The organism is Pseudomonas sp. NPDC087346 (assembly GCF_044744235.1).
Lineage (GTDB): Bacteria > Pseudomonadota > Gammaproteobacteria > Pseudomonadales > Pseudomonadaceae > Aquipseudomonas.
Map to the genome: position 1 here is coordinate 13,273 of NZ_JBIUXX010000004.1, position 23,783 is coordinate 37,055.

23 protein-coding genes are annotated in these 23,783 nt (G+C 59.3%); all 23 read right to left on the reverse strand.

Annotation, left to right across the window (positions count from 1 at the left end):
* Nucleotides 1–4 precede the first annotated feature (4 nt).
* The 23 genes from ACIOZM_RS03715 to rfbF all read right to left on the reverse strand — a co-directional run bounded on the left by ACIOZM_RS03715 (nucleotide 5) and on the right by rfbF (nucleotide 23,686).
* Complete coding sequence (locus ACIOZM_RS03715) at nucleotides 5–1,480, reverse strand: sigma-54 dependent transcriptional regulator (RefSeq protein ID WP_401209738.1); 1,476 nt, start codon at nucleotides 1,478–1,480, stop codon at nucleotides 5–7.
* Nucleotides 1,481–1,652: 172 nt separating this feature from the next.
* Nucleotides 1,653–1,949, reverse strand: coding sequence for a flagellar protein FliT (locus tag ACIOZM_RS03720; protein ID WP_401209741.1), 297 nt, complete (start codon nucleotides 1,947–1,949; stop codon nucleotides 1,653–1,655).
* Between the two features lie 11 nt (nucleotides 1,950–1,960).
* Nucleotides 1,961–2,356, reverse strand: coding sequence for a flagellar export chaperone FliS (gene fliS / locus ACIOZM_RS03725; RefSeq protein WP_401209743.1), 396 nt, complete (start codon nucleotides 2,354–2,356; stop codon nucleotides 1,961–1,963).
* Between the two features lie 130 nt (nucleotides 2,357–2,486).
* On the reverse strand, nucleotides 2,487–3,938 hold the full coding sequence (gene fliD / locus ACIOZM_RS03730) for a flagellar filament capping protein FliD (protein ID WP_401209746.1): 1,452 nt from the start codon (nucleotides 3,936–3,938) through the stop codon (nucleotides 2,487–2,489).
* A gap of 82 nt (nucleotides 3,939–4,020) precedes the next feature.
* Nucleotides 4,021–4,377 carry a flagellar protein FlaG gene (locus ACIOZM_RS03735; protein ID WP_283437248.1) on the reverse strand — a complete coding sequence of 119 codons (357 nt, stop codon included), beginning with the start codon at nucleotides 4,375–4,377 and terminating at the stop codon, nucleotides 4,021–4,023.
* 74 nt (nucleotides 4,378–4,451) lie between these two features.
* Nucleotides 4,452–5,312, reverse strand: a complete 861-nt coding sequence (locus tag ACIOZM_RS03740) for a flagellin domain-containing protein (RefSeq protein ID WP_283437249.1) — start codon at nucleotides 5,310–5,312, stop codon at nucleotides 4,452–4,454.
* 242 nt (nucleotides 5,313–5,554) lie between these two features.
* Nucleotides 5,555–5,821, reverse strand: a complete 267-nt coding sequence (locus ACIOZM_RS03745) for a hypothetical protein (protein WP_401209749.1) — start codon at nucleotides 5,819–5,821, stop codon at nucleotides 5,555–5,557.
* Entirely contained in the window at nucleotides 5,818–7,110 is a 1,293-nt protein-coding gene (locus ACIOZM_RS03750) for a motility associated factor glycosyltransferase family protein (RefSeq protein ID WP_401209751.1), read from the reverse strand. The genes ACIOZM_RS03745 and ACIOZM_RS03750 overlap by 4 nt, the downstream gene beginning before the upstream one ends.
* An 86-nt stretch (nucleotides 7,111–7,196) precedes the next feature.
* Nucleotides 7,197–8,123, reverse strand: a complete 927-nt coding sequence (locus ACIOZM_RS03755) for a ketoacyl-ACP synthase III (RefSeq protein WP_401209754.1) — start codon at nucleotides 8,121–8,123, stop codon at nucleotides 7,197–7,199.
* Between the two features lie 226 nt (nucleotides 8,124–8,349).
* Nucleotides 8,350–9,402, reverse strand: coding sequence for a pseudaminic acid synthase (gene pseI / locus ACIOZM_RS03760; protein WP_401209757.1), 1,053 nt, complete (start codon nucleotides 9,400–9,402; stop codon nucleotides 8,350–8,352).
* Nucleotides 9,399–10,901 (reverse strand): UDP-2,4-diacetamido-2,4,6-trideoxy-beta-L-altropyranose hydrolase, encoded by a 1,503-nt coding sequence (gene pseG, locus ACIOZM_RS03765; RefSeq protein WP_401209760.1) that lies wholly within the window; start codon nucleotides 10,899–10,901, stop codon nucleotides 9,399–9,401. The genes pseI and pseG overlap by 4 nt, the downstream gene beginning before the upstream one ends.
* On the reverse strand, nucleotides 10,898–11,593 hold the full coding sequence (gene pseF / locus ACIOZM_RS03770; RefSeq protein ID WP_401209763.1) for a pseudaminic acid cytidylyltransferase: 696 nt from the start codon (nucleotides 11,591–11,593) through the stop codon (nucleotides 10,898–10,900). Before pseF ends, pseG begins: the two co-directional genes overlap by 4 nt.
* Nucleotides 11,590–12,210, reverse strand: coding sequence for a pseudaminic acid biosynthesis-associated methylase (locus ACIOZM_RS03775; RefSeq protein ID WP_283437256.1), 621 nt, complete (start codon nucleotides 12,208–12,210; stop codon nucleotides 11,590–11,592). The genes pseF and ACIOZM_RS03775 overlap by 4 nt, the downstream gene beginning before the upstream one ends.
* 31 nt (nucleotides 12,211–12,241) lie before the next feature.
* Nucleotides 12,242–13,399 (reverse strand): UDP-4-amino-4,6-dideoxy-N-acetyl-beta-L-altrosamine transaminase, encoded by a 1,158-nt coding sequence (pseC, locus tag ACIOZM_RS03780; protein ID WP_401209767.1) that lies wholly within the window; start codon nucleotides 13,397–13,399, stop codon nucleotides 12,242–12,244.
* Complete coding sequence (pseB, locus tag ACIOZM_RS03785) at nucleotides 13,396–14,397, reverse strand: UDP-N-acetylglucosamine 4,6-dehydratase (inverting) (protein ID WP_401209769.1); 1,002 nt, start codon at nucleotides 14,395–14,397, stop codon at nucleotides 13,396–13,398. Before pseB ends, pseC begins: the two co-directional genes overlap by 4 nt.
* Before the next feature lie 30 nt (nucleotides 14,398–14,427).
* On the reverse strand, nucleotides 14,428–17,343 hold the full coding sequence (locus tag ACIOZM_RS03790) for a TIGR00180 family glycosyltransferase (protein WP_401209773.1): 2,916 nt from the start codon (nucleotides 17,341–17,343) through the stop codon (nucleotides 14,428–14,430).
* Between the two features lie 55 nt (nucleotides 17,344–17,398).
* A complete protein-coding gene (locus ACIOZM_RS03795) occupies nucleotides 17,399–18,136 on the reverse strand; it encodes a cephalosporin hydroxylase family protein (RefSeq protein ID WP_093439633.1) in 738 nt (245 codons plus the stop codon).
* 17 nt (nucleotides 18,137–18,153) lie between these two features.
* The gene (locus tag ACIOZM_RS03800) at nucleotides 18,154–19,224 is read right to left on the reverse strand and encodes a class I SAM-dependent methyltransferase (RefSeq protein ID WP_401209776.1); all 1,071 of its coding nucleotides are present in this window, start codon (nucleotides 19,222–19,224) and stop codon (nucleotides 18,154–18,156) included.
* Nucleotides 19,221–20,072: an NAD-dependent epimerase/dehydratase family protein gene (locus ACIOZM_RS03805; RefSeq protein ID WP_401209779.1), complete on the reverse strand. Its 852-nt coding sequence runs from the start codon at nucleotides 20,070–20,072 to the stop codon at nucleotides 19,221–19,223. The genes ACIOZM_RS03800 and ACIOZM_RS03805 overlap by 4 nt, the downstream gene beginning before the upstream one ends.
* Nucleotides 20,069–21,295, reverse strand: coding sequence for a methyltransferase domain-containing protein (locus tag ACIOZM_RS03810; protein ID WP_401209781.1), 1,227 nt, complete (start codon nucleotides 21,293–21,295; stop codon nucleotides 20,069–20,071). The genes ACIOZM_RS03805 and ACIOZM_RS03810 overlap by 4 nt, the downstream gene beginning before the upstream one ends.
* Nucleotides 21,292–21,852 carry a dTDP-4-dehydrorhamnose 3,5-epimerase gene (gene rfbC, locus ACIOZM_RS03815; RefSeq protein WP_401209784.1) on the reverse strand — a complete coding sequence of 187 codons (561 nt, stop codon included), beginning with the start codon at nucleotides 21,850–21,852 and terminating at the stop codon, nucleotides 21,292–21,294. Before rfbC ends, ACIOZM_RS03810 begins: the two co-directional genes overlap by 4 nt.
* Complete coding sequence (gene rfbG, locus ACIOZM_RS03820) at nucleotides 21,849–22,931, reverse strand: CDP-glucose 4,6-dehydratase (protein ID WP_401209786.1); 1,083 nt, start codon at nucleotides 22,929–22,931, stop codon at nucleotides 21,849–21,851. Before rfbG ends, rfbC begins: the two co-directional genes overlap by 4 nt.
* Nucleotides 22,913–23,686: a glucose-1-phosphate cytidylyltransferase gene (rfbF, locus tag ACIOZM_RS03825; protein WP_401209789.1), complete on the reverse strand. Its 774-nt coding sequence runs from the start codon at nucleotides 23,684–23,686 to the stop codon at nucleotides 22,913–22,915. The genes rfbG and rfbF overlap by 19 nt, the downstream gene beginning before the upstream one ends.
* Between the last annotated feature and the right edge of the window lie 97 nt (nucleotides 23,687–23,783).

Here is a 23,783-nt window from a genome sequence, read left to right on the forward strand (position 1 = left end):
GGCGTCAATCATCCGCCTGTTCATCACCTTCACGCCGGCTCATGCCGTATTTGCGCATCTTCTCGACCAGTGTGGTGCGACGAATGCGCAGACGTTCAGCGGCACGCGCAACAATCCCATTGGCATCATCGAGCGCCTGCTGAATCAGCCCCTGCTCCAGACCACCGAGGTAGTCCTTCAAGTCCAGGCCTTCCGGCGGCAACATGGCGTTGGCGGTGAAGTCCGGGGTGTGGCCATTGATCGCCACCCGTTCTTCAAGATCGCTGCGCAGGCTGTCAACCAGTTGCTCGTCTTCGTCGTCGACGTAGCGGAATTTCTTCGGCAATTCGACCACGCCGATCACCCCGTACGGATGCATGATCGCCATGCGCTCCACCAGGTTGGCCAGCTCGCGGACGTTGCCCGGCCAGGCGTGGCGGCACAGCGACATGATCGCCGCCGAGTTGAAACGGATCGAACCGCGTTTCTCGTGCTCCATGCGCGAGATCAGCTCGTTCATCAGTAGCGGGATGTCTTCGACGCGCTCACGCAGCGGCGCCATCTCGATCGGGAACACGTTCAGGCGATAGTAGAGATCTTCGCGGAAGGTACCGATCTCGATCATGCTTTCAAGATTCTTGTGCGTCGCAGCGATGATGCGCACGTCGACACTCTGGGTCTTGTTGCTGCCCACGCGCTCGAAGGTGCGCTCCTGCAACACGCGCAGCAACTTGACCTGCATCGGCAGTGGCATGTCGCCGATTTCGTCGAGGAACAGCGTACCGCCGTTGGCCAGTTCGAAACGCCCGGCACGGCTGGTGATTGCGCCGGTGAAGGCACCCTTCTCGTGACCGAACAATTCGCTTTCCAGCAGCTCTGCCGGGATCGCCCCGCAGTTAACCGGCACGAACGGCGCGTCGCGGCGCTTGGAATGGTAATGCAGGTTGCGCGCAACCACTTCCTTGCCAGTGCCGGACTCGCCGAGGATCAGCACGCTGGCGTCGGTGTCGGCCACTTGCTGCATCATCTGGCGCACGTGCTGGATCGCTCGGCTGGTGCCGACGAGACTGCGGAAAAGGTTGGGTTCGCGATGACGGCCGCGTTCGCGGGCCTGATCGTACATTTCGCGATAGACCTGGGCGCGGTGCAGGGAGTCGAGCAATTTGCTGTAGCTGGGCGGCATTTCGAGGGTCGAAAGCACTCGGCGGCGCTGGTCTTCAGGCAAGTCGACGGAAGAATTATCGCCCATCAACAAAACCGGAAGGAACTCATCCCAGGTTGAGAGTGTCTTTAACAAGCCCAATAGCGCACCCGGAGCATTGACCGTCCCGATCAGCACGCAAATGACTTCACGACTTGATGACAAAGAGCCGACAGCCTGCTGCCAGTCATGGCTGCCGCAGGGTAAATTTTCTTCGCCGAGAAAATTCAAGATCACCGCCAAGTCGCGGCGGCGGACGCTATCGTCATCGATCAGCAGAATTTTGGTTTCACGCCACATGCAATAGCAACTTCCCTAGTCAACTCAATGCCCGAAAAATGGGGCAAGCGAGACGCTTGCAGGACACTATGTGCCTGTAGACGCCTGAAATCTGAAAACAGCCACTAGTTAAGTCAAAAAACCGTGCACAGTCAAATTTATGGCGCACATCTCTGGATTAACCGGGGATTAATTAACCAAACAGATGGTAAACCTTTGCCGCTTTCTGCGCATTGGTGATCTGCGACATCTCGTTGGCTATCGCCTGACGCTCCCCCATGGCCGCCTCAAGCAGTTGCTTGTAGACGTGCAGCAACTCCTCAAGACTTGCGCGCAACGCGACCTCGTCAAGCGTGGCTTCCGCCATGACGTCTTCCATGCAGGAACGACAAGCCAGATCCAGCTCGCCTACTACCTCCCAATTACGCTCCGCCAAGGCACTGGCCAACGCTTCACGGGTATCGGCTATTCGCTGCAGTACAAGACTCATGGTGATCTCCTTTAAAACTGAGGACCTGGCGGAGCAATACCGTCCCAGCCTTCCTTCACGGTGCGCAGCAGCCCGGCGACCTCATCGAGAATCAGTGGATCACTGTCGATGTTGGCCTGCGCCAGGCGCTTCATCATGTAGATGTAGAGCTGGTTGAGATCAGCCACCGAATCGGCGTTGTTTTCCAGATCGAGACCTTCACACAAGCCACCGATGATGCCAACGGCCTTGCTGATGGCAGTGCCTTTGCCCGGAATATCCTTGCGCTCGATGGCGCCTTTGGCCTGAGCGATACGCTCCAGGCCGCCTTCCATCAACATTTGCACCAGGCGGTGCGGGCTCGCTTCGGATGTCTGGGCGTGTGCGCCGACTTTCTGATATTGCCGAAGGGCTAACATTGGGTTCATGTTCTACCTCATTGCCACAATGACTCGTATAACCAGTGTATCGCCAGCGAGCCACAAAACTTTAGATGAAAAGACAAAAACCCGGCGCACGCCGATAAAGCGTAGCCGGGTTTTTGTCGTCAGGTCATGACTAGCTGGCGGACTTCTGCGCGTCCAGCGAAGCGAAGAACGAGGTAATGTTACTCGCCGTCGCTTTCATCTGACCGACCAACAGGTCCATGGCGTTGTACTTGGCGGTCAATGTCGCCGTCAGGCTCGCCACGTGTATGTCGAGTGCGGTCTGCTGACTTTTCAGGCTCGCAGCCGAACTGGTCAGATTGCTGCTGCGCTGATCCAGCAGCCCCGTACCCGGCTTGACGTAGGGATCGACAGCGCTCTTCATGCGCGCCAGCAAACCGTTAGTGGACGTGGTGCCGGAGAACAACTGCTGAACCTGACCCGCCATCCCGGGTGTGCTCATACGATCATTGAACACCTTGGTGTCCAGCGTCAGCTCACCGGTTTCCTTGTCAGTCAGGACGCCCATCTGCGCCAGCACGGCCAGGCTACCGCTACCGGAGCTGCTCATGGTCAGCTGCGAACGAATATCCGCCATCAGCGAGCGTGGCAGCGAGTCACCGGTAAACGCAGCAGAAACGGTCAGATTGCCATTTTCATCCGCTGTCGCATTGGACAAGGTGTCGATGGTTCTCTTCAGAGTGTTGTAGGAATCCATAAACGACTGAAGCGACGTCTGGATACCCGTAGTGTTGGTGGCGACGGTGACAGTCGCGGCGGTCTGGACTCCAGCGGCGTCTTTAGGGCTCACCGAAGTGAGGTTCAGCGTCATGCCGCTGATTGCACCCGACACCGTATTGCTTTTGCTGGTGACGAGCAGTCCGTCAATGGTGATCTGGGCATCCTGAGCCAACCCACCCACAGCGCCCGAGGCACCCGGTGCAGGACTCCCACCCATTGGCTGGGTACCGTCGATTTCCAGGCCGGCAATACCGCTGACCTGCATGTCCATGCCGGCACCGGTCTTGCTCGAACTCAGCACCAGACGCGAGGCACCAGTGGCGTCGGTCACGATGTTGGCAGAAATACCGTTGCTGGCCTGCGCGGTGTTGATCGCATCCCGAGTGCTCTGCAAGGTGGCATTGGCCGGAATCGCGACATTGTAATCAATGCCATTCTGACTGATTTTCAGAGTACCACTCGGAATGGCACTGGTTGCGCCGCCAGCGAATGCGGCACTGGCTACTTTCGAGCCGGTTGCCAGATTCTTCACGACAACGCTATAGCTGCCAGGCACAGCCGTGCTGTTGGAGGTAGCGCCGAGGACAGTCGGAGTGTCCGACGTCGCGGTATAACCGGCAAATGCAGGGTTCGTCGCCTGCCCAAGATCGGTCATCGATTTCTGGAACGCCGCGAGCGCGCTTTTCAGCGAGCCAACACCGGAAATCTTCAATGAGTTGGTTTTTGTCTGAGTATCGATCTGCGTCTGCTTGGCCGACTTGTCGGCATTGACCAGCGCGGTCACGATCGAACCGATGTCCAGACCGGAACCCAGTCCCGAACCCGGCAAAATTGGACTTGCCATGTGCATCTCCCTTCAGATTGTTGCCATTCTTTTGACCGTTACCCGCGTCCTGAGAACGTACAAACACTATTCATGCCAGCTATCAGACTTTGGCGTCGAACAACACGTGGCTCGCATTGGCGAGGCTGTCTGCCAGCTTGAGGGCTTCTGCGGAGGGAATCTGTCGAACGACTTCACCCGTCTCGCTTGCTATCACTTTGACGATAACCTTTCCGGAATGCTCATCAATGGAGAATTCCAGATTGCGCTTGATCGACTGTACGAACTTTTCGATCTCCTGCACTGCCAATTTCAACTTGGCATCGTCCGTATCCTGGCTCTTGGCAGCGACCGGAGCATCAGCCTTGGCAACTTTAGGCGCCTCTGACGGCTTGTCAGCAACTGGCGTTACTGGCTTGGGAGCCGGATAGGAGACGTTAAGCTTTACGCTCATGTCCATACCGATCACCTCCATAAACTAAAAAAGCGAGAGAGCGCGACCAGCGCACTCCCCCGCCTAAACTCATTCCGAAATTACTGAAGCAGCTTCAGTACAGCGGAAGGCAGTTGGTTGGCTTGAGCCAGTACGGAGGTCGAAGCCTGCTGCAGAGTTTGCTGCTTGGTCAGGTTAGCAGTTTCTGCGGCGAAGTCGGTGTCTTGTACACGACCCTGTGCAGCAGTGGTGTTCTCAACGATGTTTTGCAGGTTGGAGATGGTGCTGGTCAGACGGTTTTGCGAAGCACCCAGGCTGGCGCGCTGTGCACCGATTGCAGCGATAGCGGCATCGATTGCAGTGATAGCGTTGTCGATGTTCTGCGAAGCAGAACCAGCACCAGTACCCGAAGCACCAGTCAGAACTACAGTACCGCTACCAACCGACAGGCTGACGGCGTCGAACTTGGAGCTCAGTACCAGGTCGATGTGGTTAGCCGAACCGGTGTTTGCGCCAACTTGCAGAGTTACAGTACCAGCGGTACCGTCCAGCAGGTTTTTGCCGTTCAGGTTGGTCGAAGCCGAGATACGAGTGATCTCGTCGGACATCTGAGCGAATTCGGAGTTGGTAGCGGTCTGGTCAGCAGTGCCGTTGGTACCGTTACGTGCTTTAACAGCCAGTTCACGCATACGCTGCAGGATGTCGGTAGTAGCTTGCAGGCCACCTTCAGCTGCCTGAGCAACGGAGATACCGTCGTTGGCGTTCTGGATAGCCTGGTTGCCACCACGGATCTGCGAAGCCATACGGTTGGAGATTTGCAGGCCAGCGGCGTCGTCTTTAGCGCTGTTGATTTTCAGGCCGGAAGACAGGCGCTGCATCGAAGTCGACAGAGCGTCGGAAGCGCGGTTCAGGTTTTTCTGAACGTTCAACGACGTAGTGTTGGTGTTTACTGTTAAAGCCATGACGAATTCCTCGTTGGTTGGGTACTGCGGCTTCCGGCCCTGGCAACCGCCGGGTATGGCCTAGAGAACCTTCGTAATAGTTATCGTCGGATTGGCAGGTTGCTTGAGGGCTTTTTAAAAAAAATTTGCCATCACCCTGCCACCCCCGAGAAAACAAGGGCTTAGCCCATCCTCAACCGCGAAAAAATGACGTCATAAAACCGACCTCGGCGCAAAGCCGCAGGCCAGTGCTGTCGCGATTTTCACAATCGTGCATTTTGCAGCAGTTCGATCAACTCGTATTCCATGAAGTCGGCCAGACCCAGCCAGTCCTGACGCTCCTGACACGCGAGCATTTGTGTCAGCAGCGCAGCCCAGGATTGCTGAACATCTGCCGATGCCGACAACAATGACTGTTGCGCCCCCTCAAACACATCGACCATCTCCAGCGCAGCCTCGACGTCACGCCCCAACCGAAACAACCCGGCGCACTCGCGGCATTCGTCCATGCATTTATCAATCGCGGTCATTGCACGAACTCCTGATTGAAATGCGTCCCGACGATCAGCGCCCCCGCCCGACTGCTGTTAAAGAACTCGACCTGTGGCTGACTGGCGATGTAACGCTCCAGCACACACAAATAGCCTCGGAAGTTAAGTTGCGTGGCGACCCGCTGGCCGCTGCCGTCCAGCACCCAGTGCCGGGCTTGACTCACGCCGGGGCCCAACTCGCCATCGTCCCAGCCAGCGTGAGTCTTGTTCATCGGGAAGGCGAAATCGGCGCCGAACAGCGTGATACGCGCCGCACCCATTTTTACCGCCAGATCAGTGGCCGGATGAATCACGCTGCCGCCGACGTGCAATTGCGCTCGCGGATACTGTTCACGCAATGCGGCGTAGACCGGACTGGCCGAGTAGCCGCCATAGCGCTTGCCTTTCCAGGCCTGCAACAGCGCAGGATCGCTCATCGGCAAATACACCAGCGTTATGCCGTCAGACTCTTCGCACGGCAGATGACGGAAGCTGATGCGCTGATCGATGCTCACCACGATGTCAGGCACGATCCCGTGTTCACGCAGTGGCCGGTAGGCAGTATCGACACAAATGAACAGCGGGCGCTCTGCTTGAGCCCGCACTGCCGCCAGTCGCGCAAATTGACTCTCCAGTGTCGGACCGGTGCCAATCACATAGATTTCGCGCCCGGCGCAGGTGCCGAACAACTGCGCCACATCATCGTCGGCCAGCAGCACCGGCAAGCAGTCCTGCAAACGCTGCTTGATGAACGGCAACTGCGGATCGAATTCTCGGTTGTTGAAACTCAGATGCACTTCGCTGACCAGCCGATCGCGGATCTTCGCGTTGAAGTCATCGGCCAGCAGCATTTCGGCAGGCAGGGCAAAAAACGGCGTGCAGATGTCCGCCAGATCACCGGCGTAGAGCAACTCCACTCGCGGGTCTTGCAGCCATTGGCGCTGATCGATCAGTTGCAGCACCAGCGCGAACAACGCGCCATTGAGGATGTGCACATACAAACGCTCAAGTTCTGCGCGCTCCAGCAAAACCGTCGGCAGGTCGCCGAGACCAGTGCCATAAACATGTAAGCGCGGCTTGTCCTGCGGCAGGCTGGCGGCCTGGATGCGTGCTTCGTGGTCGCGATCATGGCGACTGGTGAGCTGAATCCCGGCCACGCTCAGCGTTGAGCCCAACCCTTGCGTCAACTCGGCTTGCACCGCCGTACTGTCTTCGGCTATCAGACGCTCGAACAGCGCCGGCCAGCGCTGCTGGATGACTTCGACGTTGGCTTGGAAAAATTCGCTCATGCCGCCTCGCGCTCCATTCAGGCAAAAAAATAGCGCTCAAGGTTAACCTTGAACGCTATTTTTGTATCAGGCGTTTTTGATCCGACTCAAGGACGGAAGATGATCGCCGAACCCCACGACAGACCGACACCGAAACCGCTGATCGCGATGCGCTGCCAGTCGGAATCGAGTACGTGCTTCTCAAGCAGCAACGGAATGCTCGACGACACGGTGTTGCCGGTCTCGACCATGTCCTTGAGAAACTTCTCCGGCTTGTCTTCAAAGCGTCGCGCCACAGCATCGACAATCGCCGCACTGCCCTGGTGGATGCAGAAAGCGTCGATATCGTCAGCCTTGAGGTTCGAGTCGTCGAGCAACTCGTGCAGGTGCGCCGGAACTTTGAGCAACGCGAAGTTGAACACCTGACGGCCGTTCATGAAGAACACGCCATCGGTGACTTTCAAGTGCGGTGCGCCGGAACCGTCGGTGCCGAACTTGGCCTTGCCCAGCGCCCAGGCCGGATCTTCGCCCATCCAGGTGGCGGTAGCGGCATCGCCGAACAGCATGGTGGTGTTGCGGTCTTCCGGATCAACGATCTTCGAGTACGGGTCGGCGGTGATCAGCAGTCCGTTTTTCAGACCGGCAGCTTCCATGAAGCCCTTGATCGCGTAGATGCCGTAGACGTAACCGGAGCAACCCAGCGAGATATCGAACGCGGCGACATTGGTCGGCAGGCCGAGCTTGTCCTGGACGATGGCTGCGGTGTGCGGCAAGCCTTCTTCGTCACCGTTCTGGGTGACGACGATCAGCGCGTCGATCGATTCACGTTTCAGTTGAGGATTGCTGGCAAACAGCGCATTGGCCGCTTCAACGCACAGATCCGATGTTTCCTGATCAGCGTCTTTGCGCGGCAGGAAGGCCGAACCGATCTTGCCGAGGATGAATTCTTCATCCTTCTCGAATTTTGCACCTTGTGCGTAATTGTCCACGCCGGCTACAGGAACGTAGCTCGCAATGCTTTTTATGCCAATCATTACGGCTTCCCAATAAAAAACAGCCCAATACCACCGCTCGCAAGGATTCGAGGGGCGCCGACCAACAGAAAACGGCCGCCACAACGGGCAGCCACGGGGAGCGCAAAGGGCTATCACTGGAACCGATTACCGGCCAGGCGCCATCTCCCCGATTAATACAATACAGTGAAGATGCGCGTTATGACTCACAGGTCACGCTATTTTGCCGAATCGGTTGCAGATCGGATTATTCGACCAGCGACCAGTCCAGCGGCGTGCCGCGTTTGATTGCCTGCCGGGCACGGCGGCCGAGGACGGCTTCGGTGTGCTTGGGCGGCAGACCGAGGCCAGGACGAATGGCTCGCAGGTTGTCCCCGGTAAACGGGTCACCCGCGGCCATGTCGGCGGTGATGTACAGCGAACGGCGATAGACCAGCGACTTGCGTTCAGCCTCAGTCACGCCGTAATGCACCTGACCCATGGCCTGCCAGGCACGCTCGGTTTCCAGTACCAGACTGGCCATTTCCGCCGGCTCCAGCGAGAAGCTGGCGTCCACGCCACCGGCAGCGCGGTCGAGGGTGAAGTGTTTTTCCACCACCGTCGCCCCCAGCGCCACGGCGGCTACGGATACGCCGACGCCCATTGAGTGATCGGACAAACCGACTTCGCAGCCAAACAATTCGCGCAGATGCGGGATCGTGCGCACATTGCTGTTCAGCGGAGTGGCGGGATAGGTGCTGGTGCACTTGAGCAACACCAGATCCTTGCAGCCGGCCTCGCGGGCAGCGCGCACAGCCTCATCAAGCTCGGCGATGCTGGCCATGCCGGTGGAAATGATCAGCGGTTTGCCGGTAGCAGCGACGCGGCGAATCAGTGGCAGATCGGTGTTCTCGAAACTGGCGATCTTGTAGGCCGGCACATCAAGGCTTTCAAGAAAGTCCACGGCGCTGTCATCGAACGGCGTGGAAAACGCCAGCATCCCCAGTTCTTTGGCCCGGGCAAAAATCGGCGCGTGCCATTCCCACGGCGTATGAGCTTGCTCATACAAGTCGTAGAGCGAGGTGCCCGCCCACAGGCTGCCGGGGTCCTTGATAAAGAATTCACCTTCCGACAAATCCAGGGTCATGGTCTCGGCGGTGTAGGTTTGCAGCTTCAAGGCGTGCGCCCCGGCCTTCGCCGCGGCTTCGACGATTTGCAGGGCCACATCGAGCGACTGGTTATGATTGCCGCTCATCTCGGCAATGATGAATGGCGGCGCATCGGCACCGATCAAGCGGTCGCCAATCTTGAAACTGCTCATGTGCGATGTTCCTTCAAAACCCGGGTGAACGCGCAGGCACTTTGAATGTACCCGGCGTCACGAAATACATTCAATGAGGCACGATTGGCCGGCAACACCTGAGCACTGATGGCAGTCAGTTGCGGCCAGTGCGCGGCGACAAACTCTTCACCCCGCGCCAGCAGTGCCCTGCCCCAGCCCAGGCCGAAACGCCCTTCCAGCAGATACAGCGAGACTTCGGCTTCAAAGCCGCGCAAGTCGTAGCGCAAGACACCGACCGCGCCGTCATCGGCCTCGGCAATCAGCAGCAGACGCTGGGGATTGCGCAGGCTCGCGGTCAGCCAGTTGAGATGTTGCGACCACTCGATCACCGCGCTTTGCTGCGACCAGCGCCGCACCGCTTCAGCGTTGCGTCCGTCGAACAGCAATTGCGCATCGTCAAGCGTCGCCACCCGCAGTTTGAGCACTGCCCCGGCCATTGCCGCCGCGACCCGCAACGCACCGCGTCCATCAACCAGTTGCCGCGAGCGCTCCGCCAGACTTTGCCGCAGATAGACGTTGTCGACGACAAAACCGATGGCGTCACGCAATTGCTCAACGCTGACCTGCTCACGGGCGCCCATGAACACATGAGCACCGGCTGCCGCCATGTCCTCGCCGTTGTTCTGCTGATTATTCGACACCGCGATGCAAATCGTCGGCAGCCCCATTGCCGCACGCTCCCAACTGGTGCCGCCACCGGCGCCGATAAACAGATCAGCCTCGATCATGCGCTGATAAAAATCGCTGACAAAACTGTGCAGCCGCCAATTCGGCCGCGTCTCGGCCAGCGCCTGCATCTGCGCCCATGCCGGGTTATCCGCACCGGCAACGAAATCCACTTGCAGCGCGCAGAAGTCTGCCAGCGCCAGCATTGCGTGATGCGTCTGCATCGCCGCATCGAAGCCGCCGAAATTCACCAGCACTCGCCGGGCTCGGGGTTTGATCTCGATGGCCGGGCAGTTGAACTCTTCACGCAACATCGCATAGCGCGGCCCAAGCAGCGTGCGGCACCCGTCGGGCAGCAGCGGCGCGTAGTTTTCACTGAGGCCGGACAAATTCTGATTGAGCAACAGATCGACGCTGTAATGTCGCGTCGCCAGATCATCGACGGCGGCGATACGTGGTGCCCAGCGACGCGCGGCGGTCTGCCAGTGATGATCGAGGCCGTAATGGTCGGCGATGATCCAGTCGAAATCGGCATGGCCATCCAGTTGCAAGGCCAGCGCGTCGATGTCCGCCTGCCACGGCAGCATCGATTCGATGCCTTGCTGCGGGTCTTCATCGGGGTAGAAATCAGGCAGCGCAAAGGTCTCGAAACCTTCCGCGCTCAGCGCATCAAGTCGATGCCCCGGCAAACGCCGGCAAGCGAACGCGACATGACTGCCCTGTGCGCGCAACACCCGCGCCAGCGTCAGGCAGCGGGCGATATGGCCACTGCCAATAGTCGGCGAGGCGTCGGCGCGAATCAGCACTCTCATTGCAATTCACCACCGGACTTGAGCGCGGCGTAAAGATATTCGGCACGCTTCCAGTCTTCCAGCGTATCGATGTCCTGCACCAGATGCCTTGGCAAAATCACCGGCAGGCTGGCAGGCGAATACAGCACGTCGCCGCGCAGCCATGCGTCACTGCGGCCCCAGTAAAACTGGCCGGCATCCTGAAACGCCTCGGGCAGATCCTGCGAGCGGGTATTGCGAAATTCGGGATACAACGCGGTCAGGGCGCCCTGCCCGTCGACGGTCAGTGCACGCTGCACCGGAAAGCCGAAACTGCACACCGGGAACGCAAAGGATTTCTGCGGATGCTGTTCCAGCAACTCCAGCCCCTGACGCAAATAACGCGCCTGCAACAACGGCGCCGTGGCATAGATGCAGCAGGCATAGTCGAACGGCGGCAATTGCTGCAAGGCATGCACGATCACCGCCGTAGTGCCGGTGAAATCATCGGCCAGATTCGCCGGACGCAAAAACGGCACCTGCGCGCCATGCGCCTGCGCCAACTCGGCGATTTCCTCGTCGTCGGTGCTGACCACCACTTGATCGAACAGCCCTGAATCCAGCGCCATTCGAATCGAACGGACAATCATCGGCACGCCGTCGAACGGCATCAGGTTCTTGCGCGGGATGCGTTTGCTGCCCCCACGGGCCGGGATGATTGCGACGTGGCTCAAGGGCGTTTTTCCAATAGAAACCAGGTGATGTCATCCGTCGGGAATTGCCGGTCACGGTGATACACAAAGCCGTAATCCAGCAGTTGCAGATCAGCGTAGCGATCAAGCATTTCACCAGCGAAATCGCGTTTGAACAGCTTGCCGCTGTTGCCGCGATAGGACACCTCGACCGGCGCCGGGTTGTAATACTCGGCGATCAGGATGTAGCGCTGGCTCAGCTCATAAAGCTGCGCATAGGCGGTCGGCAGCAACTCAGGCGCCAAGTGGATCAACACGCCTTTGCTCAGGGTCAGGTCGTAGCTGCGCTCGCGGGGAAAGTCGAACAGCGAGCCGTGCCAGATCTGCGCGATGTCCAGCGCTCGCGCCTGGGCGCAGGCACTTTCGTTGATCTCGACGCCGAACAGCTCGCATTGCGGCAACAACTGATGCAACGCCTGCAAGTTATTGCCGGCATTGGTGCCCAGTTCCACCAGACTGTCGATGCGCCCGGCCCGGCTCAGCGCCTTGGCGAACAACGCCAGATTGGCCGCGACCAGCGGCTGGCCGATATTGCGGTCAACGTACTGGTTGCCGAAATCGCCCTGCCAGAATTGTTCCTGCTCGCTCAGATCACGCATTGCCGTTTTCCATCCACCGCCGCAGCGGCATTTACTCGGTCAACCGTCGCAGTTGCTCGACCACATAGTCCTGCTGCTGATCGCTCAGCAACGGAAACAGCGGCAGGCTGATCGCTTCGGCGTAATAACGCTCGGCTTCGGGGAAGTCTCCCTCGGCGAAACCCAGGTCACGATAGTAGGGCTGCAAATGTAGCGGAATATAGTGCAGATTCACCCCGACCCCGGCCGCACGCAAGCCTTCGAACACCTGCCGGTGACTGAGGCTGACGCGTTCGGTCTGCAAGCGCACCACGTACAGGTGCCACGCCGAATCGGCTTCTGGCTGAGGACTGGGCAACGTCAGCGGCAAGTACGTCAGCAGGCTGTTGTAACGCGCTGCCAGTTCACGTCGACGCTCGATGAACTCGTCCAGTTTGCTCAACTGTGAAAGACCCAGCGCAGCTTGCAGATCGGTGATCCGGTAGTTGAAGCCCAGTTCGATCTGCTGGTAATACCAAGGGCCATGACTGGGCTCGGTCATCTGCTGCGGATCGCGGGTCATGCCATGGCTGCGCAGGCGTTGCAGACGCTCGGCCAGTTCGCGGCGATTGGTCAGCACCATGCCACCTTCGGCGCTGGTGATGATCTTCACCGGATGAAAGCTGAACACGGTCATCGCCGCGAACTCGCCGCAGCCCACCGGACGCCCGGCGTAACTGGCGCCAACCGCGTGCGAGGCGTCTTCGATCACAGTGAAGTTGTAGCGCTCGGCCAGCTCGGCGATTTTGCGCATGTCGCAGCTCTGCCCGGAAAACGCTACCGCCACCAAGACTTTCGGCAGCTTGCCGTCCTGTTCAGCCTGATCGAGTTTGGCTTCGAGGGCGAACGCATCGAGGTTCCAGGTCAGCGGATCGATATCGACAAAATCAACTTTGGCGCCGCAGTAACGCCCGCAATTGGCCGAGGCCAGAAAGGTATTTGGCGTGGTCCACAAACGGTCGCCCGGACCGAGGCCCGCCGCCAGGCAGGCAATGTGCAGCGCCGCCGTGGCATTGCACACCGCCACGGCGTAATCCGCCTGACAACGTTCGGCCATCGCCTGCTCGAAGCGTTCGATGGTCGGCCCCTGGGTCAACCAGTCGGACTGCAACACCTCGACCACCGCGTCGATATCGGCCTGATCAAGGCTTTGCCGACCGTAGGGAATCATGCCGAGAGATTCGCGTGCAGGTCGGCGATCTGCCCGACCGAGAGGAACTGCGGATTAGTGTCGGAGCGATATTCGAAATCTTCGCTCACCGGCCGGCCCTGCTCCCCCAGTTTGTCGACGGCAAAATCGACATCGACGCTGGTGAAGCGGATCGACGGCTGGATGGTGTAGTGGTCTTCGAACTCCAGCGTCATCCGCGCATCGTCCAGCGGCACCATCAGCTCATGCAGTTTTTCGCCCGGACGAATCCCGACGTTTTTATGCGGCAGATGCTCGGCCATGCCCAGCGCCAGATCGACGATGCGAATCGACGGAATTTTCGGCACAAACACTTCGCCGCCGTGCATCCGCGCAAAGCTGTCGAGAACGAACTGCACGCCGTGATCCAGGGTGATCCAGAACCGTGTCATGCGCTCATCAGTGATCGGCAACTCAGTGGCGCCGTCAGCAATCAGCTTGTTGAAGAACGGCACCACAGAACCGCGCGAGCCGGCGACGTTGCCGTAGCGCACCACGGCAAAACGGGTTTGCTGCTCGCCGGCAATGTTGTTGGCGGCGACGAACAATTTGTCCGAGAGCAACTTGGTCGCGCCGTACAGATTGATCGGGCTCGCGGCCTTGTCGGTGGACAGCGCCACAACCTTTTTCACGCCGTTGTCGATGGCGGCGGCGATGATGTTCTCCGCGCCATTGACGTTGGTGCGAATGCATTCGGTCGGGTTGTATTCCGCCGCCGGCACTTGCTTCAACGCCGCTGCATGGACCACGTAGTCGATGCCACGCATGGCCTGACGCAGACGGTCAGCGTCACGCACGTCACCGATGAAGTAACGCATGCACGGCGCATTGAACGTCTGCTGCATTTCGTATTGCTTGAGCTCATCGCGGGAGAACACCACCACGCGCTTGGGCTGGTATTGCTCCAGCAAGCGACGGATGAAGTTGCGCCCGAACGAGCCAGTGCCGCCGGAGATGAAAATCGATTTACCGTTGAACATGTGCTGATTCCTGTTCCCTGTCCGACTGACTCAAGCGAGCAACTGTGACCAGTTGATCGGCGCGTCTGCTCCCAAGGTAAAACCCTTGCCGGTCGAGGCCAGATTGGCGTTATAAGCCGCATCTTGCGCAAAAACAGCGCTCCATTTTTCACGCAATGCAGCCAGCGACTCAGGCGCTTTCGGCAACTCGCCGGTATGTAGCACCTGCACCTGCGGCGTCCACACCGTGAGGTAACCGGCCTGTCCCGCCTTGAGGCACAGATCTACATCGCTGAAGGCGTCGGCGAAGATTCCCTCGTCCAGGCCGCCAAGCGCGTCAAACAGTTCTTTGCGCACCATCAGGCACACCTTCGACACAGCCGAATAGTTCTGCTCGACTGCCAGGCGCTGCATGTATCCCTCGGCGGAATGTTTCTCGCCGATGAAGGCCGAACCTACACCATCACCAAACCCGAGAATCAAACCGGCCTGCGAGACTTTGCCGTCGCGGTCCACCAGCTTCGCACCCACGATGCCTACTTCCGGACGCAAGGCATGATTGAGCAACGATTCAATCCAGTTCGGGTTGACCACCTCACTGTCCGCAGCCATCAGCACCAGGCATTCGCCTTTCGCCTCTTGGCTGGCAGCATTGAACAGCGCCGCGTCAGTCAGCGGTTTATCGGCATGCAGGACACGGACCCTGGTGTTCTGCAATGTACCCAGCCAGTCGTTGACGTCAGCCGACTGATTGGGATTTGCCGCGATCAATACTTCATAGCGGGTATACCGGGTTCTGAGCAGGACGCCTTCCAGGCAACGTTGCAGTGCCGGGAGATCGTCGCCAGCAGGCAAGACGATCGAGACCAGAGGTTGCTCGGCATGACGGTAGTCGACTTGATAGGTGCCAGGTACCGCTGAAGTGACCTTGGCCTTGTAGCCGCGATTACCCAGATGGCGTAACAACGCCTGACGCTCATGAGCGTTTTCCTCCAGCACCGGCGCCTGGGAAATCAGCAACGGTTCGTCGAGGTGCGCCAGACCGCCGAGCCCGCCACGCTCAATGATGCGCAGGAGCAAATCGAATTCCAGGGCTTTGCTGAAGTCCGCCTGATAACCACCGACCTCAAGCAGAACATCCCGACGGATCAGCCAGTGACGAGCCATCAGGGACGGAACGCTTTGCAGCAGATCAAGGTTGAAGCCCGGACGGAACATATCAACCAGTGCCCCCTTGTCGGTGCGCTGGATTTCATCGGTAGCAACCGCGCGAATGCCTTCGGCAGACATCAGCTCAAGGCTCGCCCGCAACAATCCGCCCGCAGTGAACTCATCACCTGCCTGAGCCAGCAGCAGCCAGTCGCACGGTGACTGGCTGGCGCTCTGATTCAATTTGTCGACGAGATTACCCGGCGTGACGCGAACAAAGTGCAACGTGTTCTGCGCAGTGGTCGCCGCTGGCGCTTCACCCGTGGTGAAAACCACAATCCTGAACGCTTTGCAGTGCCCCTCGAGCAAGCTGTCCAGAGTCACCTGCAACTTATCGATATCGTTGTCCAGATCCAGCAGGAAAACACCAAAGTGCGGACCGCCACCGTTGGCGGCCAGATGCCGGGCAATCGATTCGATGTGTTCAACCGCAGGCTCGCGTGTTGCCAGCCACTTGAGCAGGCGACCGGACTGCATCCTGTCGAACACTGCGTGGTGATCATCGGCGGTCAGTGTCGCGAGGCGTGCGATCCACTCGTGCATCGCTTGCGCCTCGTCCTCATCACCCAGCGACTCCAGTTGAGCCGCCAGACGATTGATAACCGTACGGTTGAAAGCATTCAGATCATGCGCCTGCCACAAACGGTCCAGCACGCTTTCCGGCGTGTCGTTGTTGCGCGCTTGCAGCAAGTGCGCCTGGCGAGTCCATATGCCTTCAAGTCCTTCCAGCTGAATGCGTCCGGCCGGCATGGCGTGCAGCATGAATTCAAACTGCTCGAGACGATCAAAGAATGGCTGGTTGTAAAACGGCATTTCAACGTATTGCAGCGGCCCGAAACGACGATCCGGGATTTTCAGCGACTGATTCCAGGTGGACTGGAAAATCAGCTCTGCGGTCAAGGCTCGCCCGGATTGCAGACTGTCGACCATCGCCTCGAAACTTTGCAGGGCAAACGCTTTGCCCTGCTCCGCATCAAGCCCTTCAATGCCAGTGGGCAATGATGCGAGGAATTCGGCAAAGCCTTCCCGCTCGGCGACCGACTTGGCGTCGATATAAGTCAGCGAGTGATACACCTCAGTGCTGTGCTCGGAGTCACCGTAGTTGATCTCGCGCACAACATAAGGCATCGGCAGGATGCGTGCCTTGGCGCTCGCCAGCAGGAAGTAGACGTGACCGATTTCCTGCCATTGAAAACTGGTCCCGGGCGGCAGCGACGAGTGCCACTTCTTGATCAGATCGGTACGGCATACCGCGTAGAACGGAGGAATGTACTGACTCATGTAATCGACAACTCGATCCTGAGCCCGCTCGGACGAATAATCCTCCTGAACCTTCTTGTCCCGGCGGTAGTAACTCACGCTGCCGGCAAGTGCCAGGTACATCAGGCAATAACCGTGACACATGCCGTAGTCCGGGTTCGCCTGCAGGAAGCCCACTGACTCGAACAGCGAGTCGTGCAGGATGAAGTCGTCGTCGGCAGCCAGCACCATATACGGCGTTGTCACCAGTTCCACACCATAGGCCAGCTTGGCCTGCATTCCCCAGTAAGCAAACTGCGGAACGTGATGGTAATCGACTGAAGAAAAATCGCCTTCAGCCCGCTCGGTAGTAGAGTCCAGCACCATGATCTTGCAGGGCAAACTGCTGTAATACTTTACCGCCCGGCGTAAAAACGCAGGCCGGTTATGAGTAAACAGCACCACGGTCAACAGCTCGTTGAGCGGCAGCGCTTGTTCAGAACTGTACTTGCCTTGCATAACTTCTCTCCACAACCGGCGACTGGCCGAGATAACGCTTTGATGATGTTGCGAATTAACGAACGCGACGCAGATAGCCGTCCGGCGCCACGGTGATCAGCAGCTTGTTCTGCAACTGCTGGTCGATCTCGAAATCCTGGTTCTCTTCGAGGTATTTCCACACCGCGGTTTTCGGGTTATCGCCCGGGCCCCATGGACGATCCGGGAAGAAATCCGCCGGCATGTCTTCGACCACGGTGTCCATCACCACGCAATAGCTGTCGACCGAAACCAGCGGCGCGTAAAGGCGCAGCTCTTCGAGGACGTGATCGTGGGTGTGGTTGGAGTCGAGTACCAGAATGACTTTCTTGCCTTTGGCCGCAGCCTGCACCTGCGCGGCGATGCCGGCGTCGATGCTCGAACCTTCGATCATCTTGATGCGTTTGGCCATCGGGTGGCTTTCGATCGCTTCACGGTTGTGCGGACGAATATCGAGGTCGATCCCCAGCACTTCGCCGTGGCCCTGCAGCTCCAGCAACGAGGCGTAATAGATGATCGAGCCGCCATGGGCGATGCCGCACTCGATGACCAGATCCGGCTTGACCTGCCAGATGATCTCCTGCATCGCCATCATGTCTTGTGGCAGCTGGATGATCGGACGGCCCATCCACGAGAAGTGGTAGCTGTATTTGTGCTTGGCCGATTCATTGAAGAAATCACGGGCCAGGCCGGTGAGTTTCTGGTCGTCACCTTGCTGGGCAATCTGTTCCCGGCACTCGGCTTCGAAAGCTTGGTTGATGCTGTTGTCGGTCATTTTCAAAATCTCAAGGGTCACTGGAACGAAGCGCTGTCGACGGCGTGATAGACATAACGTCCATCGGTCATCCGCTTGATCTCTTCGAGGTAATTGGAATTCATCACAAACAGGTTGGCGCCTTCGGGCAAGGCGTCCATCGCCTCTTGCGGCGAGGACACCCGCACGCCACTCAGCGGCAGATAACGCCCTTGCTTGGCCGGGTTGATGTCCACCACCCGATCCACCGCCACGCCTGCGCGTTGCAGGAACAGCGAATAGATCACGCCTTTGGACGAAGCGCCCCAGATCGCCGAACCCTGACCGGGTGCGGACTGAATGATCTGCACCGCCCGGTCGAGACTGGCAGTGAAATCGTCGGGCAGCGTCAGGCGTGGCACCGGCTGTTCCGGGGTCAGGCGCAATGTGGCCAGATCGGCAACGATGTACAGGTACTGGCCACCGAACAGGTGACCGGCCTCATGCACGGTGCCGAACATCCGGCGCAGGTCATCGAGGCGGAAATAATTGACGTGTTCGTAGAACAGGTCGAACCAGGCTTTGTGTTCGAGAATCCAGTCGAAGCACGGCACTTCGATGTAGATCTGCCCGCCCTGATTGGCTTCGGCGATTACCGCGAGGAAACTCACCGGGTCCTGAATATGTTCCAGCACATGGCGCAGGACGATGGCGTCCGCCGCCAGACCGAGGCCACGGGTGAACGGCGCCTTGATCACATCGGCGTTGTCACCTTCGTACGCCGGGTCGATGCCGGTGATCGAGTAGCCAAGGCCTTTGAGCAACTCAAGGAAGTAGCCCTTGCCGCAGCCGACTTCGATCAGCTCCTGGCCTTTGAAATGCCTGGCGATGATCCCTTCAACGTCGCTCAGATGCTTCTGGAACTGGCCGGAATGCGCCTGCTCGTTCTGATAGTCAGCGTCATAGCTGAGCTTGTCGGCGTCAAACGCGGCATTGAAGATAAGGCCGCTGCGCTCGTCCTGCACCAGCAGCATGTCGGCACTGGCCGAGGCCTGCGCCGATTGCGCGTCGGCAAAGGTCCGGTTCTGCAGCACCGGCAGGTCGGTGACCCGATACAACTCGTGCCTCATTGCGACTCTCCCAATAACTGTTGCAAGCGCTCGGTCACCGCCCAGAACGCCAGCGGTTCGTGGGTCGGATACGGGTAGTGGCCGAGGTTCAGATGCAGGCTCGCGCCGCGTTCGCGCAGACGCTGTTCGACCAGCGCACGCACCGACACCGGTTGGCCGCTGGCGCAGTTGATCACGCCAGCGAAATCACGCTGCTGAAGAATGCTGGCGAGATGACCGGCAGCGGTTTCAATCGCCAGAAAATCGCGCAACTGCTCACCGGCAGACATGTTGAACGACGGCTCGCCGGCATCGATTGCCCGGTCCAGCGCCGCCAGCAGGCTGCTGGGATTCTGCCCTTCGCCATGCAGGTAAAACAGCCGCGCCCATTGCAGGGTGAACGGCTGCTCTTGCGCAAGGTTCTGCAAAAACAGATGCAAGGTGTGCTTGGCCAGACCGTAAGGATTGCTCGGCCGTGGCTCAGTGCTTTCGCTGAGTGGGCCGCTCTGCATGCCATATTCGAAACAGGTGCCCGTGACCAGGACTTGCTTTACACCCGCCTCGACTGCGCTTTTGATAAAGCGGTAATCAGCCATCAGGTTGTGTTCGAAGTGGAACAGCGCCCGATAATTCGGCAACCCTGGCCAGGCCAGATGAGCCAACGCATCGCAACCGTCAGTCAACGCCGCCACGTCCAGATCGGCAGCGTGAATATCCGCCGAGATGAATTCGACGTCATTGATCCACGGCATGCTCGCCGCGGTTTCGACGTTGCGTGCCACCGCTCGCACCGCACAGCCGCGCGCCAGCAACGCCGCGACCAGATGCCGACCGACGAAGCCTGTGGCTCCGGTTACCAGAACCTTCACAGCACTTTCAACTCAGGCACGGCGATCACGAAGCGACCGTCCCACTGACGTACCTGCGCCAGTTGCTGACTGACTTCGTGCAGCAGGTTCCACGGCAACACCAGCACGTAATCCGGTTTTTCGATATCGATCTGCGCAGGCGCCACAATCGGAATGCGGCTGCCCGGCAGAAACTTGCCTTGCTTGTGCGGATTGGCATCGGCCACCCATGCCAGCAAGTCGGGTTTGACCCCGGCGTAGTTGAGCAAGGTGTTGCCCTTGGCCGCCGCGCCGTAACCGACCACACGTTTGCCGTCGGCCTTGGCCTGCAACAAAAAGCGCAGCAACTCATGTTTGATACGTTCGGCAGCAGGCGCGAGGCTCGCGTAATACTCGGGGGTTTTCACACCGGCATCGAGTTCAGCCTGCAACTGTTGCTGCACTGCCGGTTGAATGGCGCGGCGTTCACCGTCCTTGCGCTGCACGAACACCCGCAGCGAACCACCGTGGGTGCTCAACTGGCTGACGTCGAACACTTCCAGACCATTGCGCTCGCACAGGGTTTGCACAGCGGTCAGCGACAGATAGGAATAGTGCTCGTGATACAGCGTGTCGAACTGCGCGCCCGCGATCAGCGTCAGCAGTTGCGGGAATTCGAAGGTGGCTACGCCAGTCGGTTTGAGCAACGTCGCGAAACCGCCAAGGAAATCATTGATGTCCGGCACATGCGCGAGCACGTTATTGGCGGCCATCAAGTCCGCGCCCCAGCCTTCGCTTTTGAGCTGCGCGGCAGTCTCGCGACCGAAGAACAGCTCACGAATCTCCAGGCCTTTTTCCCGCGCCGCTTGTGCGGTGCTGCGGGTTGGCTCGACGCCCAGACAGGCAATGCCGCGCCCGGCGACGTACTGCAACAGGTAACCATCGTTGGCGGCGACTTCAACCACGCGGCTGTCGGCGGTCAGACCGAAGCGCTCGACCATCTCGGCGACGTAACGCTCGGCATGCGCCAGCCAGGTGCTGGAGAACGAACTGAAGTAGGCGTACTCCGCGTCGAACAGGCTGTCGGCACTGGTGTAATCCTCGGTCTGCACCAGCCAGCATTGCTGACACACGGCGACCTTCAGCGGCACCCATTGCTCGGCCTGCTCCAGACGATCGGCATGCACATAGGCGTTGGACGGCGGCGAAGTCCCGAGGTCAATCAGCGGCAGACTCAGCGGTGCGGCGCACCCACGGCAGTTCATAGACGCACTCCAGCAAAGTGTTGATCGAGCGCAGGATGGCTGGAATCACGCGCTGACAAATTATTGACAGGCAACGGCCAGGCAATCGCCAGCCGTGGATCGTTCACCGACAGGCCGGCTTCGTGCTCCGGCGCGTAATCGGCGCTGTGCAGATAGAGCAATTCGGCGTCTTCGGTCAGCGTCTGAAAACCGTGGGCGAACCCGGCCGGAATCAGCAGGCTGCGACCGTCGCCGGCCTTCAGGTGCTCGGCGTGCCAGTGCAGAAAGGTTGCAGAGTCCGGACGCAGATCCACCGCCACGTCCCACACCTCACCGCGCAGGCAGGTGATCAGTTTGGCTTCCGGTGCGTTGGCATTCTGATAATGCAGACCGCGCACGCTGCCCTTCTCGCGAGTGCAGGAGTGGTTGATCTGGCAAATATGAAACTCGCTGCCAAACGCACTCAGGCTGCCTTCGCAGAACAGCCGGGCGAAGTGCCCGCGCTGATCTTCGAAGCGCTTGTGCTGGACGCTGAACAGTCCGGCCAGCGGCAGCGCGTGCAAGGAAAACTCACTCACAGCGCGCCTCGATACAGGTTCAATTGGCCGAGGGTCACGGCGCGCATGTCATCGCCGTTCTGCCACGCCAGATGCCAGTCGAGGGTCTGGGTCAGACATTGTTCCAGCGACCAGCGCGCTTGCCAGCCGAGCAGTTGCCGGGCGCAGCTGCTGTCCAGACGCAGCAGGCCAGCCTCATGCAGTTCACTCGGTTCGATGCGCAAACCACGGGCCTGCGGCCAGCGATTGGCGAGCAGTTCGACCACTTCACCGACGCTGCACATGTCTGCCTCGCTCGGGCCGAAGTTCCACGCACCCGCATACTCCGGGCCTTGTTCGTAGAGACCGGCGGCCAGTTGCAGGTAACCGGCCAGCGGCTCCAGCGCGTGTTGCCACGGGCGCACGGCTTGCGGATAACGCAGCGTCACCGGTTCATCGGCGGACCAGGCTTTCAGCACATCGGGAATCAAGCGTTCCGGGGCGAAGTCACCGCCGCCCAGCACGTTGCCGGCGCGGGCGGTGGCCAGGGCCAGACCGTGTTCGGCGTACTTCTCCGCCGGGAAAAACGATGCCGCGTAAGACTGCGCCAATAGTTCGCAGCACGCCTTGCTGCTGCTGTAAGGATCGTGTCCGCCGAGGGCTTCGTCTTCGCGGTACGGCCACAGCCATTCCTTGTTGGCGTAAACCTTGTCAGTGGTGACCAATACGCAGGCGCGCACGCAGCCGACCTGACGAATCGCTTCAAGCAGATTCAGGGTGCCCATGACGTTGCTGGAGTAAGTGCCGAGCGGATCGCGATAGCCTTCCCGCACCAGCGGTTGAGCCGCCAGATGCAGGACGATCTCCGGCTCGGTGTCGGCGATGATCTCAAGCAAGGCGCCCAGATCACGCAAATCGCCGCGCTGATCGTTGATGCCTTCATGTACGCGCGCCAGTTCGAACAGGCTCGGCTCGGTCGAAGGATCGAGGGAAAAACCGCTGACTTGCGCGCCGAGGCTTTGCAGCCACAGGGTCAGCCAACTGCCTTTGAAACCGGTATGTCCGGTGACGAGGACGCGTTTGCCGCGCCAGAAATCCGCACTCAGGCCCATTGCTTCCATGGGGCCTCCCCGCTCAGCCACAGCGCTTCGAGATGATTCTTGTCGCGCAGGGTGTCCATCGGGTGCCAGAAGCCTTCGTGTTCGAAAGCTTTCAACTGTTCATCCTGGGCCAACTGCGCCAAGGGTTCAGCTTCCCAGGTGGTTTCATCGCCAGCGATGTACGGCAACACTTTCGGCGACAGCACAAAGAAGCCACCGTTGATCCAGCCGCCATCACCACGAGGCTTTTCGGTGAAACCGAGCACCTGATCGCCCTGACGTTCAAGGGCGCCATACCGACCCGGTGGCTGCACGGCGGTGACGGTCGCCAGACGGCCGTGAGCTTTGTGGTAATCCACCAGTTGCGCGATGTTGATATCGGAAACGCCGTCGCCGTAGGTGAAGCAGAACGCCTCTTCATCCTTGAGATAACGGCTGGCACGCAGCAGGCGGCCACCGGTCATGGTTTCCTCACCGGTGTCGATGAGGGTGACGCTCCACGGCTCGCTGTAGTTCTGGTGCACATCCATGCGGTTGTTGCGCATGTCGAACGTGACGTCGGAAGTGTGCAGGAAGTAGTTGGCGAAGAAGTCCTTGATCGCGTAGCCCTTGTAGCCCAGGCAGATCACGAAGTCGTGAATTCCGTGCGCGGAATACTGCTTCATGATGTGCCAGAGAATTGGCTTGCCGCCGATCTCGATCATCGGTTTGGGCTTGAGGTGCGACTCTTCACTGATGCGCGTGCCGAGGCCACCCGCCAAAATTACTGCCTTCATCGTCTCCCCTCTCGCTCGTCACAGGGCTGCGCAGGGCTTTCTTGAGCTGTGCGAGCCTTCTGGCTAAACCTTTTGCCGCTGCGGGCGCTGCTGAGCG

Excerpts from the sequence above, each read along its gene's own strand:
- ACIOZM_RS03715 (WP_401209738.1), bottom strand. The coding sequence starts at position 1,480 with ATGTGGCGTGAAACCAAAATTCTGCTGATCGATGACGATAGCGTCCGC.
- ACIOZM_RS03720 (WP_401209741.1), bottom strand. The coding sequence starts at position 1,949 with ATGAGTCTTGTACTGCAGCGAATAGCCGATACCCGTGAAGCGTTGGCC.
- fliS (WP_401209743.1), bottom strand. The coding sequence starts at position 2,356 with ATGAACCCAATGTTAGCCCTTCGGCAATATCAGAAAGTCGGCGCACAC.
- fliD (WP_401209746.1), bottom strand. The coding sequence starts at position 3,938 with ATGGCAAGTCCAATTTTGCCGGGTTCGGGACTGGGTTCCGGTCTGGAC.
- ACIOZM_RS03735 (WP_283437248.1), bottom strand. The coding sequence starts at position 4,377 with ATGGACATGAGCGTAAAGCTTAACGTCTCCTATCCGGCTCCCAAGCCA.
- ACIOZM_RS03740 (WP_283437249.1), bottom strand. The coding sequence starts at position 5,312 with ATGGCTTTAACAGTAAACACCAACACTACGTCGTTGAACGTTCAGAAA.
- ACIOZM_RS03745 (WP_401209749.1), bottom strand. The coding sequence starts at position 5,821 with ATGACCGCGATTGATAAATGCATGGACGAATGCCGCGAGTGCGCCGGG.
- ACIOZM_RS03750 (WP_401209751.1), bottom strand. The coding sequence starts at position 7,110 with ATGAGCGAATTTTTCCAAGCCAACGTCGAAGTCATCCAGCAGCGCTGG.
- ACIOZM_RS03755 (WP_401209754.1), bottom strand. The coding sequence starts at position 8,123 with ATGATTGGCATAAAAAGCATTGCGAGCTACGTTCCTGTAGCCGGCGTG.
- pseI (WP_401209757.1), bottom strand. The coding sequence starts at position 9,402 with ATGAGCAGTTTCAAGATTGGCGACCGCTTGATCGGTGCCGATGCGCCG.
- pseG (WP_401209760.1), bottom strand. The coding sequence starts at position 10,901 with ATGAGAGTGCTGATTCGCGCCGACGCCTCGCCGACTATTGGCAGTGGC.
- ACIOZM_RS03775 (WP_283437256.1), bottom strand. The coding sequence starts at position 12,210 with ATGCGTGATCTGAGCGAGCAGGAACAATTCTGGCAGGGCGATTTCGGC.
- pseC (WP_401209767.1), bottom strand. The coding sequence starts at position 13,399 with ATGATTCCCTACGGTCGGCAAAGCCTTGATCAGGCCGATATCGACGCG.
- pseB (WP_401209769.1), bottom strand. The coding sequence starts at position 14,397 with ATGTTCAACGGTAAATCGATTTTCATCTCCGGCGGCACTGGCTCGTTC.
- ACIOZM_RS03790 (WP_401209773.1), bottom strand. The coding sequence starts at position 17,343 with ATGCAAGGCAAGTACAGTTCTGAACAAGCGCTGCCGCTCAACGAGCTG.
- ACIOZM_RS03795 (WP_093439633.1), bottom strand. The coding sequence starts at position 18,136 with ATGACCGACAACAGCATCAACCAAGCTTTCGAAGCCGAGTGCCGGGAA.
- ACIOZM_RS03800 (WP_401209776.1), bottom strand. The coding sequence starts at position 19,224 with ATGAGGCACGAGTTGTATCGGGTCACCGACCTGCCGGTGCTGCAGAAC.
- ACIOZM_RS03810 (WP_401209781.1), bottom strand. The coding sequence starts at position 21,295 with ATGAACTGCCGTGGGTGCGCCGCACCGCTGAGTCTGCCGCTGATTGAC.
- rfbG (WP_401209786.1), bottom strand. The coding sequence starts at position 22,931 with ATGGAAGCAATGGGCCTGAGTGCGGATTTCTGGCGCGGCAAACGCGTC.
- rfbF (WP_401209789.1), bottom strand. The coding sequence starts at position 23,686 with ATGAAGGCAGTAATTTTGGCGGGTGGCCTCGGCACGCGCATCAGTGAA.